Genomic DNA, 17815 nt, shown 5'->3' with positions numbered 1-17815 from the left:
GTCAGAAAACCGCTTGAACCAGGGGAAGGGTAACCGATGTCCCCGTTCGACGGGAATCCCGAGAACATCTTCGAGATCATCAACATAGTTCCCCAGCAGGGTCCCGGCGGAATCTTCGCACCTTCCTGTGAGGCCGCCATTTCTTTGGCGTTGGCGGAAATCAACTCCGGTGCCGGAATTCTGGGAAGGGAATTGCGCGTCACCCACATTGACGGTGGGCGGGAACCGCACGTGGTGGCGGGAGAAGTGGCGGCACTGCTAGCGACGGGCATGGTGCACGCGGTCACCGGGTGGCACACCTCGGCGGTACGACGGGCCGTGGAGCAGGTGACAGCGGGCCGCGTGCCCTACCTTTTCGCCACCGACCACGAGGGATCCGACGCCACCGCACCCGACGGGCTGTTCATGATCGGCGCCGATCCGGGGCATCAGATCCTGCCCGCATTGGACTGGCTGCAGCGGTCCTTCGAAGCGCGGCGCTGGGCGATCATCGGCAACGACTACGTGTGGCCGCGGCGGACGGCGCAGGCCATCCGGGCCACGCTGCTGGATCCGGATTTGATTCCGCTGGAGATGTTCGTGCCCATGGGAACCCGCGATTTCCGGCGGTTCCTCGGGGATCCGCTACTCGATCAGGCCGATGGCATCATCGTGCTGCTGGTCGGGGCCGACGTGGCGCGCTTCAACCTGCAGTTCTCCCGGACTGGCCGCTCGGATCAGCAGGTGCGGGTGAGTCCCGCGGTGGACGAGAACGTGCTGCTGGCCGCGGGCGGCGGAGCCAACCACAATCTGTTCGTGCCGTCGGGATTCTTCGTCAACGGCCCGCACGATCGGGAGCGGCTGGACCGGTATCACAAGCTGCACGGCTGGTTCGCGCCCACGCTCACCAATTTCAGCAATACCAGCTACGAGGCCATTCACACGCTGCGCGGTATGGCGGAGCTGGCGGGATCAATGAATGTACGACGCATCCAGCGGGCGGTCGCGGACCGGCCCGTCATCGAAACCCCGTGGGGCGAGGTCGGTTTCGAGGGCAATCAAGCGGTCCGCCCGACCTGGATGGCCAGGGCGGGCGGCGTCGACTTCGAGATTTTGGACGGGATTTAAGCGGAGACCAGGCTGTCCAGCACGGACAGGAACAGGCCCAGGCCGTCGTCGCTGGGGCCGGTGAGCGGCTCGGTGGCGTGCTCGGGATGCGGCATCAGGCCGACCACCCGGCGGTTGGCCGAGGTGATGCCCGCGATGTCGCGCTGCGAACCGTTGGGGTTGCCGCCCGCGTAGCGGAACACCACGCGGCCTTCGCCCTCGAGCTCGTCGAGCACCTCGGCGGTGGCCTGGAAGCGGCCCTCGGCGTTCTTGACCGGCACCAGGATCTGCGCGCCCTTCTCATAGCGCGAGGTCCAGGCGGTATCGGTCTGCTCGACGGTCAGCCACTGGTCGCGGCAGACGAAGTGCAGGCCCTCGTTGCGGGTCAGCGCGCCGGGCAGCAGGCCCGCCTCGCACAGGATCTGGAAACCGTTGCAGATGCCCAGGATCGGCATGCCGCCCTGAGCGGCCTTGATGACCTCGCCCATGACCGGGGCCATGGCAGCGATCGCACCCGCGCGCAGGTAGTCGCCGTAGGAGAAGCCACCGGGGACCACGACCGCGTCGACCTGCTTGAGGTCGGCGTCGGCGTGCCACAGCGAAACCGGCTCGGACCCGGCCAGTTTCACCGCGCGGGCCGCATCGACATCATCGAGCGTGCCCGGGAAGGTGATGACACCGATGCGAGCGCTCACAGCCGGACGACCTTCCAGTCCTCGATCACGACGTTGGCCAGCAGCGATTCGGCGATCTGCTCCAGGTCGGCGTCGGTGACATTGTCATCCACGTCGAGCTCGAATCGCTTGCCCTGCCGCACATCCGAGATACCGGGATGTCCGAGACGCCCCAGCGCGCCGACAATGGCTTGTCCCTGGGGGTCCAGGATCTCGGCCTTCGGCATCACCTCGACCACGACACGTGCCACGCGTTGCTCCTCAGCTGGTGGGGCGGGCCCGGCGGCAAACGGCCGGGCTGGTTCGCTGCTCAGAGTAGTTGCTATGGCTACGCGCCCAACCTTCGGGGCAAGCCGGTTGTGGCCCCCGACACAGCGGAACCTCCAAGCTCGGCCGGACTCGAGCCGCTCCGGCTTGGACGGAGCTACGGTTACGTATGCGCATAGCCCATTTCGGACATTCCTGCATTCTCGTGGAGATGAACGGTATCCGGGTGCTATTCGATCCGGGCACCTTTTCGCACGGTTTCGAGGGCATCACCGGATTGGATGCCATCGCGGTCACCCATCAGCATCCGGACCACATCTGCCCGAATCGCATCCAGGCGCTGATCGACGCCAATCCCCAGGCCAGGCTGTTGTCGGATCCGCAGACGGCATTGCAGCGGGGCGAACCCTGGGAGGCCGTTCATGCCGGAAATGTCCTAAAAGTCGGAGATGTCCAAATAACCGGCGGTGGCGGCCGGCACGCGGTCATTCATCCCGAAATCCCTGTCATCGACAACACCGTTTTCCAACTCGGCACCCCGGAGGATCCCGCACAACTCGTGCATCCCGGAGATTCCCTGTGGGTGCCCCCCACTCCGGTGGGCGTACTCGCCATTCCCGCCGTCGCCCCGTGGATGCGGATCAGCGAGGCGGTCGATTACCTCCGCGCCGTCAATCCCCGCGTCGCCTTCCCCATCCACTACGGCATCATCGAGCCCCAAGCACAGGGCATCTATTTCGGTCGCCTGAACGAAATGGGGCCCGCGAATACCGAATTCAAGATCATAGAACCCGAGGACCACGCCGAATTCTGATCATTCCGAACGCATTACAACCAGCCGAGCGCACCGAAGACGAGTAGGCCGAGGGCGTCGATGCCCAGAATCGCGCCCACCGCAAGGACTTTCGCGCGCACGGTGGGTAGGTCGTGCACCCAGAAGCAGGCGACGAAGAACGGGACGTAGCCGATCAGCCAGATCAGGTACGGGAAACCGGCGTGCCACCAGGACCAGTCCCAGGTGAGCACACCTGCCTTGTTGAGCAGCACCTCGACACCCACGGCCGCCGCCGAGTTCGCCGCGATCAGCACCGGGCGATTGGGCAACCCGAGGATGCGGGTTTCCTTGGGCGGCAGCATCTTTGCGGCCGCCACGCCCATAATCGCGAACATGAAGCAGATCTCGATATTGAGGCCGATCAGGATCTGATACGCCGTCGGCCCGGTCGCGCCCCAGACCGGTGCACGGCCGGTGGCATGGAAGACGAGCGAATTCCAGATCTCGTTGAACCAATCCATGCCCCAGAGCGCGAGACCGGCGAACAGCACGTTCCAGTTCCGGCGCTCGACCTCGGTCGCGTAGACGTAGATGACCACCAGCAGCAACGGGATGACGTACCACTGAAAATGACTGCTGTCGCGCACGCCCAGAGTCTTTACAGAGCGCCACTCATTGTCAACGTGTAAGTACCTCTTCTTGCCCCTCCTCGGCCTCCCGGGCCTGGATCTCGCGCAGGCGCGCGCCCTCCACGTCGATGTCCGGCACGATCTTGCTCAGCCAGTTCGGCATCCACCAGGCCCACTTGCCCATGAGCACCAGCAGGGACGGGATGAGGACCATGCGGACCAGGAAGGCGTCGAAGAAGACACCGGCGGCGAGGGCGAAGCCCATGGACTTGGCGCTGATGTCGGGCTCCATCATGAAGGAGCCGAAGACGAAGATCATGATGACCGCGGCGGAGGTGACCACGCGCGCGCCGTGATGGTAGCCCTTGATCATGGCTTCCTTCGGCGGTTGCCCGTGCACGAACTCCTCGCGCATGCGGGTCACCAGGAACACCTGGTAGTCCATGGCGAGGCCGAACACCAAGCCGATCAACATGATCGGCATGAAGCTGATGATCGGGCGGGGTTCGGAGATGATGCCGAACTTGCCGTCCTGGAAGATCGCCACGGTGGCGCCGAAGGTGGCGGCCATGGACAGCAGGAAGCCCAGCGCGGCGGTCAAAGGCACCAGGACGGAACGGAATACGGCGATCAGCAGCAGGAAGGCCGCACCGGCCACGATGGCCAGATAGGGCACGATCTTGCCCAGCAGCACATGGTCGATATCGGCGTAAATGGCTGTGGTGCCGGTGATTCCGTACTGCATGCCGTAGTCGGCGTTGAGTTTCGCCTCGGCGTCGCGGGCGTCGCGCACCAGATCCTTGGTGCTCTGGTCGTTGGGCCCGGTCTTGGGCACGCCCTCGAATCGCGCGCCCTGCCCGTCCTGACTCAGCACCGGATCGGTCACGTAGTTCATGTCCGAGTACCCGGCGAGCTTGTCGTGCAACGCCGTAAGAGCGGCCTGGCGCTGGTCGGGTGCGACCTCCGACAGGTCGACCGCCACCTGCAACACGCCATTACTGCCCGCGCCGAACCCGTGGGTGCGCAGTTCGTATGCCTTTCGCGCGGTGGAGGTCTTGGGCAGGCTGTCCTCGCCGGGCAGGCCGAGCTGCAGGTGGGTGGCGGGCGCGGCGATCAGCCCCAGCACGATGATGCTCAGGATCAGGGTCAGCACGGGCACCCGGCCGATCATCCGGGCCACCCGCACACCATTGGTGACCTGGGTGTCGTCCTCGGGATCGCCCTGGGCGACCAACGGTAGCTTCGGTTTGAAGATGGAGCCGCCGAACGCACCCAGTAGCGCGGGCATCAGGGTCAGCGCCACCAGCACGGCGAAACCGGCCGCGATCGCACCGCCCAGACCCATGAAGGTCAGGAACCGCACGCCCACGATGCTCAGCCCGACCAGGGCGATGATCACGGTCAGACCGGCGAACACCACGGCCGAACCGGCCGTGCCCAGCGCCACGCCCGCCGCCTCGGCGGGTGAATCCTGTACCGACAGTTCATGTTTGTAGCGGGACACGATGAACAGCGCGTAGTCGATGGACAGCGCGATGCCGATCATGGAGGCCAGGAAGGTGGTGAAACTGGGGACGTCGAGGAAGGACGTGCCCAGGAAGATCATCATGGTGGCCGCGCCGAGTCCGACGACGGCGGTGATGATCGGGACGAAGGCCGCGACGATGGCGCCGAAGCAGACGATCATGACCACGAAGGCGAAGGCCATGCCGACCATCTCGGACTTGCCGCTGGGCTGCGTCTGTTCCATCGCGATGGTGCCCGACAGTTCCACGGTGAGCCCGGCATTGCGGGCGTCGTCGGCCACGTCGTAGGCGGCCTTGCGGTCGTCGGCGGTGATCGCCCCGAAGTCCTTGATGGTGAACGGCACGCTGAGCACCGCGACGGTATCGGGCTCGTCGGGGTTGAGCACGTTCAACGGCGCGTTGCTGCACTTGCTCACGAAGTCCCGGGCGTTGCGGTCACCGGTGAGGCAGCCCATCTGCTCGGCCGTGGTGAGCGGGGAGGCCAGCGGCTTGGTGTGGTCCACGATGCCGAGCTCGTTGAGTTTCTGCACCAGCCCGTCGAGCGCCTGCCGGTTCGCGTCCGAGGTGAGTTTGCTGCCGCTCGGCGCGCCGATCACGTACACGCCGGTGACCGCGTCGAACTTGTACGCCTGCGACATGCCCGGGAAGTGCTTGTCGAGAATCTGATTGGCCCGCTCCGACGGCAGGTTGGGGATGTCGAAGGAGTTGCTCATCGGCTTCTGCAGGGCCACCCCGAGGATGCCGAGCACGATGAACAGGATCAGCCACACCGGCAGCACGATCCACTTCCGCCGATACGCGAACTTGCCCCACCGGTACAGATAGACGGACACGAGCTCTCCTAGCGGTCGCCGGGCGTGCTGTGGTCTTCGTACTACCGGTACCCGAGTTTGCTATCGAATTGCCATCGAAGCAAGCGGCAGCGGATTTGGGGCCGCACCGCCGGGCAGGTCGAGGCACCGCCCGGCGGCGCGAGCTGGAGGGAATTGTCGAGATTCCGACGATCCGACCAGTTCATACTTCACTGTTTGCGACAGATTAGCGGTGGAATTGTGAAAATGGATCTCCCACCAGCGTCAACGGTAGGAAGCCAGGAACAGGGCCTCCGCGAGCGCCATGTTCTCGATCTCCGTCGGATCGACGCTCTCATTGGGTGCGTGGATGAGGCATTTGGGTTCCTCGACGCCCATGAGCATGATCTCGGCCTGCGGGTAGGTGTCGGCGAAGACGTTGCACAGCGGGATGGAGCCGCCCTGCCCCTCGGTGGTGGCGGGGCGGCCGTAGGCGGCTTCCATGGCCGCGGACATGGCGTTTCGGGCCGGGCCGTCGGTGCTGCCGACGAACGGGGAGCCGGTGGCCTCGGTCTCGACGGTGACCTTCGCATTCCACGGGGTGTGCGACTTCAGGTGTGCCGTCAGGGCTTTCAGGGCGTCGTCCGGCTTGATGCCGGGCGGGATGCGGAGGTTGAGGCGGGCGCGGGTCTTGGGCTGGATGGCCGCCGAGGAGCCGACCACGGGCGGGACGTCCATGCCGAGCACGGTGAGAGCCGGTCGCGCCCAGAGCATGTCGGCGGGCTTGCCGCTGCCGAGCAGGTCGACACCGTCCAGAACGACCGCGTCGGAACGGAATTGGTCGACCGGGTATTCGTGGCCCTGCCAGACCTGATCGTTGCGCAGGCCGTCGACGGTGGTGTTGCCGTCGGCGTCGCGCAGGGTACCGAGCAGGCGGATCATGGCGGCCAGGGCGTCGGGGGCGGGGCCGCCGAACATGCCGGAATGCATGGGGCCGTTGAGGGTTTCGATGGTGACGACGACGTTCACATTGCCGCGCAGGGTCTGGGTGAAGGTGGGCACGCCGACCGCGAAATTGCCGCAGTCGCAGATGAGCAGGGTGTCGGCGCGCAGCAGCTCCACATTGTCGGGCACGAACTCCTCGAGCCCGCCGGTGCCCTGCTCCTCCGAGCCCTCCGACACCAGCACCAGCCCGACCGGGAAGTCGTCGCCGTACACCTTGCGCAGCGCCCGCAGCGCGGTCAGGTGCATGACGATATTGCCCTTGCAGTCGGCCGCGCCTCGCCCGTACCAGCGGCCGTTCTGCTCGGTGAGCTGCCAGACCGGGGTCTTCCAGGCGGCGTCGTCGAGCGGCGGCTGCACGTCGTAGTGGCAGTACAGCATCACCGTCGGCTTACCGGCCGGGGTCTTGCTGCGCGCCACCACCGCATTGCTGCCGTCGGGCGTCTTGTGCAGGCCCACGTCGGTGAGGCCCTCGGCCTTGAAGGCGTCGGCCACCCACTGCGCGGTCTTCTCGCACTCCTCGATCGGGAACTGCCGGGCGTCGTAGACGGATTTGAACGAAACCAGCTGCGTGAGATCGCTCTTCGCGCGCGGCATGAGTTCCTTGACGGCGGCGCGCAGCGCGGCCACCTTCGAATCCTCCCGCACCCCTGCGGTTGTGGTCATGAGGTCCTCCTGATCACTTGGCGGTATCGGGTTTCAGCGTGCCACCCCTTTTGAGGTGACCGGTGGTTTCCAGATAGGCGGCCAGCTTGTCCGGGCAATAGGTCTCGATGGCCAGCGAGGTGGCGGTGAAGACATCGGTGTCGGCGATTACGGGCCGGCTCCCGGGCCCGGACGCGCCATTGCTGATGGCCTCGTTGTAGCGGGCCTTGATGAGCGGAGAGGACGGGTCGGAGCACACCAGCCCACCGTCCTCACCCAGCGAGTCGGCGATCACCTGCGGGTCCGGTGCGTCGAAACCCGCTGCCACCAAACGGGATTGCAACACCTGCGCCTTGCGCAGCGCCTCGTCGCTGGAGTGGTCCCGTTTGAAGATGATGGCCCCGCCCACCGCGAGCGCCACCAGCACCACGGCCACCGAGATGTAGACCAGCCGCCGGGCACGTTCGGGCGCGCCCTCGAAATCGAATCCGTCGGTCATGCCAGCGCCTCCTGCGGAACGTCGATCTTCCAGCCGGGCTTGCGGAATCGGAAGAACAGGTACGGGATGAGCAGGCCGACCACGCCCATTCCGGCTCCGATGAGCAGCACGTAGCTCAGGGCATTGCCGTTGCCGTACTGCGAGGGCGGCACGAATCCGATGAGGAAGGCCGCGATGGAGGCCGCGGTGCCCAGCCCGCACAGGGCGACCAGCGCGGGAGCCTTGTATCCGCGGGGATGGTCGGGCTGGTTGCGGCGCAGGCGAATCGCGGCCACGAACATGAGCACGTACATGATCAGATACACCTGGGTGGTGATCACCGACAGGATCCAGTAGGCGCTGGAGACGTCGGGGATGAAGGCGTAGAGCAGCGCCAGCAGGGTGGTCACGATGCCCTGCGCGACCAGCATGTTCTGTTGCACGCCATGCTTGTTCATCCGGGTCAGGATGGGCGGCAGATAGCCTTCCTTGCGCCCGATCAGCAGCAGCCCCTTGGACGGCCCGGCCAGCCAGGTGAGCATGCCGCCCAGCGCCGCCGCCACCAGCATGATGCCCAGCACCGGGGTCAGGAAGCCGATGTGGAAGTGGCTGAAGAACCCGTCGAACGCCTGCATGACGCCGGCGGTGAGGCTCAGGTTCTTCGACGGCACCACCCAGCTGATCACCACCGCGGGCACGATGAAGATGAGCAGCACCAGGCCGACGGCCATGGCCATGGCCTTGGGGTATTCCTTGCCCGGATCCTTCAGCGACGACACGTGCACGGCGTTCATCTCCATGCCCGCGTACGACAGGAAGTTGTTTACGATGAGCACCAGGCTCGCCAGCCCGGTCCAGGCGGGGAGCAGGTGCCCGCTGTCCATCGGCGCGGCGGACGGATTGCCCTGCGCCAGGAATACGAAACCGAGTATCACCAGCAGCGCCCCGGGAATCAGCGTCCCGATGATGAGACCCATACTCGACAGTCCCGCAACGGTTTTGGTGCCCTGCGAGGACACGTACACCGCGACCCAGTAGATGGTGATGATGACGATGGCCACGTACGTCCCGTTGGCGGCCAGCGACGGATTGATGATGTAGGCGAAAGTGCTTGCCACATAGGCCAAGAGACTCGGGTAATAGAAGATCGTCATGGCGAACTGACACCACACCGCCAGGAACCCCAGCGGCTGCGAAAGCCCCTCCCCGACCCACTTGTACACCCCGCCGGTCCAGCCCGAGGCCAGCTCGGCGGCCACGAACGCGGTCGGCAGCAGGAACAGCAGCGCGGGCAGCAGGTAGAGGAAGACGCAGGCCAGACCGTAGACCGCCATGGTCGGCGCGGCGCGCAGACTCGCCACCGAGGAGGTGGTCATGAGCGCGAGCGTCACCCACGACATGTATTTGGTGGCGGTCGCCGCCTTGGTCACCGTGCCGGTCATCACCGATCCTTTCCGAACCGTCGACAATCGAGAACTACTCAGCGCCAGGCGAATCCGTGGCGCGGCGAGTCAGAAGACCGAGAATTTGCCCGCCCGCACGAACGCCTCGAGCGCGACCCCGCCGGAGGCGGAATTGCCCTTGGCGTCGAGCCCGGGCCCCCACGCCGCCACCGCGCACTGGTCCGGAACCACGGCCAGCAGACCACCGCCCACACCGGACTTGGTGGGCAGGCCGATGCGATATGCGTATTCGCCTGCGCCGTCATAGGTTCCGCACATGGTCATGAGCGCGGTGATGTGGCGGGCATCCTCGCGGGCGAGCAGGCGGCTGCCGTCGGCGCGTAGCCCGTGCCGGGCGATGAGCAGGCCCGCTTTGGCCAGTTCGGCGCAGGTGATGCTGAACGAGCACTGCCGGAAGTAGTGGTCCAGTGCGAGATCCACCGGATTGCGCATGTTTCCGAAGCTGGACATCAGATAGGAGATGGCGCGATTGCGGTCGCCGGTGCGCAATTCCGATTCCGCGATGACGCTGTCGACCTCGAGCGTCGAGTTCCCTGTTTCCGCCCTGAGCAGATCCCGCAGCGCGCTCACGGCGTCGCCGGTGTCGGCCAGCAGCTGATCGGCAACCACGATGGCCCCGGCGTTGATGAAGGGGTTGCGCGGGATCCCGTTCTCCAATTGCAGTTCGATGAGGTCGTTGAAGGCCATGCCGGAGGGCTCGCGCCGGACCCGCTTCCAGACGTCGGAGTCCTTGCGGCCGAGCACCAACGCCAGCGCGAAGGCCTTGGAAATGCTCTCGATGGCGAAGGGGACATCCACGTCACCGCCGGTGTAGAGCTGTCCGTCCACGGTCGCGATGGCGAATCCGAACTGCTGGGGATCGACCTTCGCGAGGCCGGGAATGTAATCGGCAACCGCACCTTCCCCTACGTGCGGCTTCGTGGCGGACATCACCTGCTCTATGACATGCTGATAGTCCATAAGGCTGAATAGTAACCGTTCAGCAACTATCTCTTGATTACGAAACGGTAGCTTGCAGAACCAGTTTCGATCATGGGTATCTGGCTACCATCACCTCGGCAAACCCCTGCCGTATTTCGATCGGAGGCCGCATGACCGCCTTGGAACCCGACGACGTCTTCGCGATGCCCGGCATCAAACGGGCCGCCCCGCATCGCGGATTCCCCGACCGCGAGATCTTCCCGCAGGTCGCCTACCAGATCATCCACGACGAGCTGCTGCTCGACGGCGTCTCCCGGATGAACCTGGCCACCTTCTGCACGACGTGGGTCGACGACCAGGCGCGCCGGCTGATGAACGAGTGCCTCGACAAGAACATCGTCGACAAGGACGAGTACCCGCAGACCGCCGAGATCGAGCAGCGCTGCGTGCACATGCTGGCCGATCTGTGGAACTCCCCCGACCCGATGGGCACCCTCGGCACCTCCACCACCGGCTCCAGCGAGGCCGCCATGCTGGGCGGGCTGGCCGCGAAGTTCCGCTGGCGCAAGCGCGGCGGCAAGGGTGTCCCCAATTTCGTGTGCGGCCCGGTGCAGGTGTGCTGGGAGAAGTTCGCGCGCTACTTCGATGTGGAGATCCGCCAGATCCCGCTGCGCGGCGAGCGCTACACCATGCACCCGGACGATGTCGCCGCCTACTGCGACGAGAACACCATCATGGTGGTACCGACGTTCGGCCAGACCTTCACCGGCCTGTTCGAGGACGTGGAAGGCATCAGCAAGGCCCTCGACGAGCTGCAGGCCAAGACCGGCCTCGACATTCCCATTCACGTCGACGGGGCCAGCGGCGCGTTCCTCGCACCCTTCTGCGCACCCGAAATCTGTTGGGATTTCCGGCTTCCGCGCGTGAAGTCGATCAATGCCTCCGGCCACAAGACCGGTCTCGCCCCGCTGGGCGCGGGCTGGGCGATCTGGCGCACCAAGGAGGATCTGCCCGACGACCTCATCTTCAATGTCGACTACCTCGGCGGCAATATGCCGACGTTCAACCTGAACTTCTCCCGGCCGGGCGGGCAGGCCGTCACCCAGTACTACGAGTTCATCCGGCTCGGCCGCCCCGGCTACCGCAATGTGCAGACCGCCATCTACACCGCGAGCCAGCACCTGGCCAAGGGCATCGCCGAGACCGGTCGGTTCGAGATGATTCACGACGCCGACCCGCGCCACGGCATCACCGCCGTTTCGTGGAAGTTGGCCAAGGGGCAGGACTTCAACCTCTACGACCTGTCCGATCGGCTGCGCACCCGCGGCTGGCTGATCGCCGCCTACCCGCTGCCCGCCGACCGCGAGGACGAGACCATCATGCGCGCGGTGCTGCGCCACGGTTTCACCATCGACATGGCCGACCTGTTGCTCGCCGACCTGGACCGCAGCCTGAAGGTGCTGTGCAAGCACCCGATGAAGGTGCCGCTCACGCAAGAAGAAGCGGGCGGGTTCCCGCACAACGCGCACGCCGTGGTGCCGACGCCAAAGGCGAAGCCGGTACGCAAGGCGGTCGGCAAGCCCGAAAGCAACGGCAAGGCAGCCACTTCCAAGGCCACCAAGGCGGTCACCGCAAAGGCCAAGGGCGCGAGTAAGTCCAAGGGCGGCAAGAAGTGACCGCGGCCGAGAGTTCGGCCGCCACCGGGACTTCCACCGCGACGCCTGCGAAACGCGGTGCGGGAGTCAAGTATCTGACCGTCTCGGCGCTGGGCTTCACCACCGCCGCCTCCATCGTCACCAGCCTGCGCGGGCTGCCCATGATGGCCAAGGAAGAGATGACGATGTTCTTCTACATCGGCTTCTCGACCGTGCTGTTCCTGATCCCCGCCGGGCTGGTGGCCGCCGAACTCGGAAGTATGTACGCGGACAAGGCCGGTGGTCTGTACGCGTGGATCAGCGGGGCGTTCGGCAAGCCGGTGGGCTTCTGGATCATCTTCCTGTCCTGGATCCAGGTGATCGTGTTCTATCCGACCGGCATGAGTTTCGCCGCCGCCGGTGTGGCCTTCGCCTTCGACCGGCCCGATCTCGCCCAAAACCATATCTATGTGGGCATTTTCGCCATCGCGGCGTTCTGGCTGTGCACGGGCGTGGCCTTCATCAGCAATCAGTTCGCGCTGAAGGTGACCCGCTGGGGCTTCCTGGCGGGCACCGCGCTGCCGGGCATCATCCTGGTCGTCATCTTCATCTGGTGGATCTCCACCGGGCACTCGATCGGCTGGCAGCACACCCACGACACCGCGGTCACGGTCGTACAGGACGGCCACGATTCACCACGGTTCTTCCCCTACCTGGTCGGACTGTCAGGGCTGTCGTTCCTGGCGGGCATCCTGCTGAATTTCGCCGGTGTGGAATCGCAGGGTGTGCACTCGACCGAGTTGAAGAATCCGGCCAAGGGTTATCCGGTCGCCATCATGATCGCGGCGGCCGTGGCCTTCGGCATCTTCACCCTCGGCGCGCTGGCGGTCGCGGGCATCGTGCCCTACAGCAAGATCGACCTGAACACCGGCGTCTTCGACGCCTTCAGTTCCGGATTCACCGAGATGATCCACTCCACCTGGCCGGTGCGCATCCTGTCCGCGCTCATCGCCTACGGCGCGCTCGCGGGCGTGCTGGCGTGGATCCTCGGGCCCAGCCGCGGTGTGCTGGCCACGGCGCACGACGGGATGCTGCCGCCGGTGCTGCAGAAGGTGAATTCCCGTGGCGTGCAGGTCAATATCCTGATCATCCAGGGCATCATCGTCACCGGGCTGTCGTCGATCTACCTGTTCATGACCGACGTGAGTTCGGCGTTCTTCCTCATCTCGGCCATGGCGGTGAGCCTGTACTTGATCATCTACATGTTCATGTACGCCGCCGCGATCCGGTTGCGCTACACCCAGCCGGATCTGCCGCGCGCCTTCAAGATTCCGGGCGGCACGGTGGGCATGTGGCTCTTCGCCGGAATCGGTTTCCTGGCAGTGGCTTTCGCGTTCGTGCTGGCCTTCGTGCCGCCGTCGCAGCTGCCGATCGGCAACCCGGGTACCTATATCGCCCTGGTCGCGGGCGGTGCCATCGTGTTCAGCGCGGTGCCGTTGATCATCGAACGGATGAAGAAGCCGTCGTGGATTCCGCCGGACGATGTGAAGGCGAAGGCGCTGGGCCCCAGCGCCGACACCTCGCATCTCACGACGACCGGATAACAGCTCAGCCGACCAGCGCGCCCAACGGCAGTCCGATGGCGATCGCCACCAGCATGAAGATGGTGTTGGGCAGCTGGAAGGAATGGTCGAGCACGAACCGGCCGATCCGGGTGGATCCGGTCTGATCCATGGCGACGGTGGCGATCTGGGAACCGTTCGCCGGCAGGATGTACATGCCCTGGCAGGCGGGCCACATACCGGTGATCACCGCCGGTGTGAGGCCCAATGCCACACCGATCGGCACGATGGCCTGCGTGGTGCTGGACTGGCTGGTGGTCAGCATGGCCACCACCGCCAGCGCGACCGCGAACAGCCACTTGTGGTCGGAGACGGCCTGTCCCAGCCCGTGTTCGATCTGCTTGTGGTTCTCGGCCACGAAGGTATTGGCCAGCCAGGCCAGGCCCAGTACCGCGACCGCGCCGACGATGCCGGGGCCGAAGATGGACTGCTTGGGCACCTGCGCCGGATCGGCCTTGCAGATCACGAAGATCAGCGCCGCCACCAGACCCATCACCAGCTCGATGGTGGTGACGACGCTGAGCCGGTCCCCGCCAACCATCGGCCGCAGGCGCGAGAACAATCCCATGGCCACCACCAGCAGCACACCGCCGAGGAAGATGAGCGCCGAATTACGGGCCGCGGCAGGCAGTTTCGAGTTCAGATCGACCGGCTCGGGCGGGGTGATCTCGCCCGCGGCCAGCCGCCGCTGGAATTCGGGATCGTCGGCCAGCCCCTTACCCACCCGGGTCTCGACCAGCGCCGCCACGAACAGCCCGGTGATACACGCGGGCCAGGTCACCAGCAGGATCTTGCCGAGCGGGAAGCCGTGCGGCTCCAGCAGTACCGCCAGGGACGCGGTGGCCGCCGACACCGGGCTGGCCAGAATGCCGGCCTGCGAGGCCACCGCCGCCATCGCCAAAGGCCGTTCGGGGCGCAGCTTCTGGTTGTAGGAGACGCTGTAGATGACCGGCAGCAGCGCGTAGTAGATGAACCCGGTGCCCGCGCCGACGGTGAACAGGAACGACATGGCCGGGGCCAGGAACACCACCGCCTTCGGGCGGCTCATGATCACCCGGGTGGCCTGGCGGACCATCCAGTCGGTGCCGCCGACGGTCTGCATCACCGAGGCCGCGGTCACCACGGTCAAGACGATGAGAATGATGTCAACGGGCGGGTTGCCCGGCTTCACGTGGAATCCGAAGACCAGCACCAGCAGTCCGACCAGACCCCACGCGCCGATCCCGACGCCACCCGTGCGCACGCCGAGCAGGATCGCCAGGATGACGATCGCGCCCTCGATCGCCATCATCATGTGCTCGGACCCGTCATCGGCCCGCCGGTGCTCACCAAATGCCGCACCGGGATGGGGGTTTCGACCACGCGATCCCCGTCTGCGGCGACCCGCCAGGCCCGGCCGTGCACGTTCGAACTCACCGCGTCGATCAGCTCGCCGCCGTGGAAATGCAGCGAGACCATATTGTCGATGGCGTAACCCGGTGGTAGCTCACCCTTCTGGATGGCCCGGTGATAGAGCGGTTGCCGCTGATCCTCGGCGTCGTAGTGCGGGCAGCAGCTGCCCGCCAGCAGGCCCAGCCCCTCCGGCAGGATCTGCAAGGTCGGTCCATAGGAATCGGTGGTGCCGCCCTGGAACCAGCAGATCGCGCCCGCGCTGCCGCCGGTCATGACCGCGCCGTTCTCCCATGCCTCGCGCAGCAACACATCCACGCCCTGGCGTCGCCAAACATCCAGCATGTTGGCGGTATTGCCGCCCCCGACGTGGATCACGTCCATGCTCAGGATGTATTCACGCAGGTCGGTAATGCCCCGCGAGAACAGCCGCAGGTGAAAGGGTGCGCAGCGATCGGAGTTGTAGGTCTCGTAGAAGCTGACCGTGTAGTCCGAATTGTCCCCGGTGGCGGTGCCCAGAAACAGCACCCGGGGTCGGGGTTTCCCGGTGAGGCCGAGGATGAAGTCGTGCAGCGGGTCGCCCCGCCGATCCATCATCGCCCGGCCCGCACCGGTGGCTACCACGTGACCGAGCATGAATCCGCCTCTCGCCGAGGGAGATCACCGAATAGTCGTTCACATGGTAGCCGTGATGTTGCTATCTAGTTGTCACCGGCGCCCGCGGTCTCGATGATCCAGGCGAATTCGAAGGCCGCTTCCTTCCACTTCTCGTAGCGGCCACTGACGCCACCGTGACCCGCGCTCATCTCGGTCTTGAGCAGCAACGGGGCATCGCCGGTCTTGGTGGCGCGCAGCTTGGCCACCCACTTGGCCGGTTCCACGTACAGCACCCGGGTGTCGTTGAGCCCGGTGATGGCCAGGATCGCCGGATAGTCCTTGGCCTCGACATTCTCGTAGGGCGCGTAGGACTTCATGTACTCGTAGACTTCCTTGTCCGCCAAGGGATTACCCCACTCGTCCCATTCGGTGACGGTGAGCGGCAGACTCGGATCCAGGATCGAGGTCAGCGGGTCCACGAACGGCACATTGGTCAGGATGCCCGTGAACAACTCGGGAGCCATATTGGCCACCGCGCCCATCAGCAGGCCGCCCGCGCTGCCACCCTCGGCGACCATGCGATCGGGCGCGGTCACCCCGGCGTCGATCAAATGCCTTGCCACCGCGACGAAATCGGTGAAGGTGTTCTTCTTCTCCAGGGTCTTGCCGTGCTCGTACCACAACCGGCCCAGCTCACCGCCGCCACGCACGTGCGCGACCGCGAACACCATGCCGCGGTCCAGCATCGACAGCCGTCCCACCGAGAAGTACGGGTCCATCGGAGCCTCGTAGGAGCCGTAACCGTAGAGCAGCAACGGCTTCGGGCCATCGACGGCGTCCTTGCGCATCACCAGCGAGATCGGCACCCGGGTGCCGTCCGGCGCGACCGCCCAATCCCGTTGCTGCACATAGTCACCGGACTCGTAGCCGCCGAGCACCGTCTGCTCCTTGCGCAGCAACAGTTCCCCGGTCTCCGGCACGTAGTCGAAGATCTGGGTGGGCGTGATGTAGGACAGCAGCGCCACCCGCAGCAGGGGCTGCTCCCATTCCGCGTTCGCGCCCAGCATCGCGGAGTACAGCTCCAGATCGAACTCGATGTCGCGCAGTTCGCCGTAACCGTCGGCGGTCAACGGCCACACCGCGACTCGCGGCAGCGCCTCGCGGCGGTAGCTCAGCACCAGCTTGTCGGAGAATGCGTCGATGTCCTCGAGCCGCACATCGTCGCGATGCGCAATCAGCACGGTCATGTTCGACGGATCGTCCAGCGGGGCCTCGGCCAGCACGAAGTTGACCGCCTTCACCCCGTCCACCACGTCGTTGTGCCGGATGAGCAGCCGGTCCTCGCCGCCGATGACGGCGTGCTCGGCGGAGTACTCGACGCCATCGCGGCGCGGCATCAGCACCCGGAACTCGCCCTCGGGGTTGTCGGCCTCGAGAATCCACTCCTCGCTGGTGATCTTCGAACTGGTGAAGATGACCAGGAACTTCTCCGAACGGGTCGACCCGATCCCGACCGAGAAACGCTCGTCCTCCTCGTGGAAGATCAGCACGTCCTCGTCGTTGGCGGTGCCGAGGCGGTGCCGCCAAACCTTGTCGGCGCGCCACGCGTCATCGAAGGTCTGGTAGAAGACGTGCACCCCGTCCGGCGCCCAGTGCGCCCCGGCCACATTCGGAATCTCGTCGGCCAGCAGTTCGCCGGTCGCCAGATTCTTGAAGCGCAGCGTGTAGCGCTCGTCGCCGACGATGTCGATCGCGTAGGCCAGCAGATCGCCCGCCCGGCTGACCGTGGAGATGCCCAGCGAGAAGAACTCGTGCCCCGCCGCCAACTCGTTGGCGTCCAGCACGACCTCCTCGCCCGGAATCTCGACGCCCGGCTCCAGCGTCGGCGGCGTCCAATCCGCGGGGTCTGCGATCGGGCAGCGGCACTGCACGCCGTACTGCTTGCCCTCGAAGGTCCGCATGAAGTACCAGTACTGGTGCATGCGGGTCGGCAGCGACAGGTCGGTCTCCTGCGTGCGGCCCTTGATCTCTTCGAAGATCTTGCCCCGCAGCCCGGCCAGCTTCGCGGTCTGCGCCTCGGTGTAGGCGTTCTCCGCCTCGAGATAGGCGATGACCTCGGGATCCTTCTTCTCCCGCAGCCATTCGTACTCGTCGATGAAGACGTCCCCGTGGTGCACGCGCTCCTTCGGCACCCGCTTGGCGATCGGCGCCACCACGTCGCCGCTTACCGATGTCGCGCTTCCACTGTCCAAAGCCATGGGGACCACGTTAGTGGCGATCCACCACCGACGATCCCCGACCCGGCGGGTGGCGGAA

Annotated in this window: 15 protein-coding genes; 4 read left to right on the top strand and 11 right to left on the bottom strand. The window is 65.6% G+C overall.

The genetic code is table 11. The features are described from left to right. Window positions 1–36 precede the first annotated feature (36 nt). Complete coding sequence (locus tag ACYVN4_RS18125) at window positions 37–1107, top strand: substrate-binding domain-containing protein (RefSeq protein ID WP_460722455.1); 1071 nt, start codon at window positions 37–39, stop codon at window positions 1105–1107. Here the strand turns inward: ACYVN4_RS18125 and purQ are convergent. Both purQ and purS read right to left on the bottom strand, forming a co-directional pair. Continuing rightward, window positions 1104–1781 (bottom strand): phosphoribosylformylglycinamidine synthase subunit PurQ, encoded by a 678-nt coding sequence (gene purQ, locus ACYVN4_RS18120; protein ID WP_460722453.1) that lies wholly within the window; start codon window positions 1779–1781, stop codon window positions 1104–1106. The two genes, ACYVN4_RS18125 and purQ, sit on opposite strands and share 4 nt — an antisense overlap. Then, entirely contained in the window at window positions 1778–2011 is a 234-nt protein-coding gene (gene purS, locus ACYVN4_RS18115) for a phosphoribosylformylglycinamidine synthase subunit PurS (protein WP_040803258.1), read from the bottom strand. Before purS ends, purQ begins: the two co-directional genes overlap by 4 nt. 185 nt (window positions 2012–2196) lie before the next feature. Here purS and ACYVN4_RS18110 point away from each other — a divergent pair, with 185 nt between their 5' ends. Continuing rightward, a complete protein-coding gene (locus ACYVN4_RS18110; RefSeq protein WP_460722451.1) occupies window positions 2197–2841 on the top strand; it encodes an MBL fold metallo-hydrolase in 645 nt (214 codons plus the stop codon). A gap of 14 nt (window positions 2842–2855) precedes the next feature. On the opposite strand, the gene ACYVN4_RS18105 is transcribed toward ACYVN4_RS18110, so the two are convergent. The 6 genes from ACYVN4_RS18105 to ACYVN4_RS18080 all read right to left on the bottom strand — a co-directional run bounded on the left by ACYVN4_RS18105 (window position 2856) and on the right by ACYVN4_RS18080 (window position 10296). Further along, entirely contained in the window at window positions 2856–3449 is a 594-nt protein-coding gene (locus ACYVN4_RS18105; RefSeq protein ID WP_460722449.1) for a hypothetical protein, read from the bottom strand. Window positions 3450–3480: 31 nt separating this feature from the next. Further along, window positions 3481–5790: an MMPL family transporter gene (locus ACYVN4_RS18100; protein WP_460722447.1), complete on the bottom strand. Its 2310-nt coding sequence runs from the start codon at window positions 5788–5790 to the stop codon at window positions 3481–3483. A 243-nt stretch (window positions 5791–6033) separates the two neighbouring features. After that, window positions 6034–7416 (bottom strand): M20/M25/M40 family metallo-hydrolase, encoded by a 1383-nt coding sequence (locus ACYVN4_RS18095; protein WP_460722445.1) that lies wholly within the window; start codon window positions 7414–7416, stop codon window positions 6034–6036. A gap of 13 nt (window positions 7417–7429) precedes the next feature. Next, window positions 7430–7894 (bottom strand): hypothetical protein, encoded by a 465-nt coding sequence (locus tag ACYVN4_RS18090; RefSeq protein WP_460722443.1) that lies wholly within the window; start codon window positions 7892–7894, stop codon window positions 7430–7432. Further along, window positions 7891–9315: an APC family permease gene (locus ACYVN4_RS18085; protein WP_379354356.1), complete on the bottom strand. Its 1425-nt coding sequence runs from the start codon at window positions 9313–9315 to the stop codon at window positions 7891–7893. The genes ACYVN4_RS18090 and ACYVN4_RS18085 overlap by 4 nt, the downstream gene beginning before the upstream one ends. 69 nt (window positions 9316–9384) lie before the next feature. Next, the gene (locus ACYVN4_RS18080) at window positions 9385–10296 is read right to left on the bottom strand and encodes a glutaminase (RefSeq protein ID WP_460722441.1); all 912 of its coding nucleotides are present in this window, start codon (window positions 10294–10296) and stop codon (window positions 9385–9387) included. A gap of 131 nt (window positions 10297–10427) precedes the next feature. Between ACYVN4_RS18080 and ACYVN4_RS18075 the strand changes: the two genes are divergently transcribed. Both ACYVN4_RS18075 and ACYVN4_RS18070 read left to right on the top strand, forming a co-directional pair. Beyond that, a complete protein-coding gene (locus ACYVN4_RS18075) occupies window positions 10428–11933 on the top strand; it encodes a glutamate decarboxylase (RefSeq protein WP_460722439.1) in 1506 nt (501 codons plus the stop codon). Further along, a complete protein-coding gene (locus ACYVN4_RS18070; protein ID WP_460722437.1) occupies window positions 11930–13495 on the top strand; it encodes an amino acid permease in 1566 nt (521 codons plus the stop codon). Before ACYVN4_RS18075 ends, ACYVN4_RS18070 begins: the two co-directional genes overlap by 4 nt. Before the next feature lie 4 nt (window positions 13496–13499). Here ACYVN4_RS18070 and ACYVN4_RS18065 read toward each other — a convergent pair whose 3' ends face one another. The 3 genes from ACYVN4_RS18065 to ACYVN4_RS18055 form a co-directional block, all read right to left on the bottom strand. Next, a complete protein-coding gene (locus tag ACYVN4_RS18065; RefSeq protein WP_460722435.1) occupies window positions 13500–14807 on the bottom strand; it encodes an anaerobic C4-dicarboxylate transporter family protein in 1308 nt (435 codons plus the stop codon). Next, window positions 14804–15538 (bottom strand): Type 1 glutamine amidotransferase-like domain-containing protein, encoded by a 735-nt coding sequence (locus ACYVN4_RS18060; RefSeq protein WP_460722433.1) that lies wholly within the window; start codon window positions 15536–15538, stop codon window positions 14804–14806. The genes ACYVN4_RS18065 and ACYVN4_RS18060 overlap by 4 nt, the downstream gene beginning before the upstream one ends. 65 nt (window positions 15539–15603) lie before the next feature. Further along, on the bottom strand, window positions 15604–17757 hold the full coding sequence (locus ACYVN4_RS18055) for a S9 family peptidase (protein ID WP_460722431.1): 2154 nt from the start codon (window positions 17755–17757) through the stop codon (window positions 15604–15606). Window positions 17758–17815: the final 58 nt, after the last annotated feature.

The organism is Nocardia heshunensis (assembly GCF_054782115.1).
This window is presented reverse-complemented; position numbering and strand designations above follow the sequence as displayed.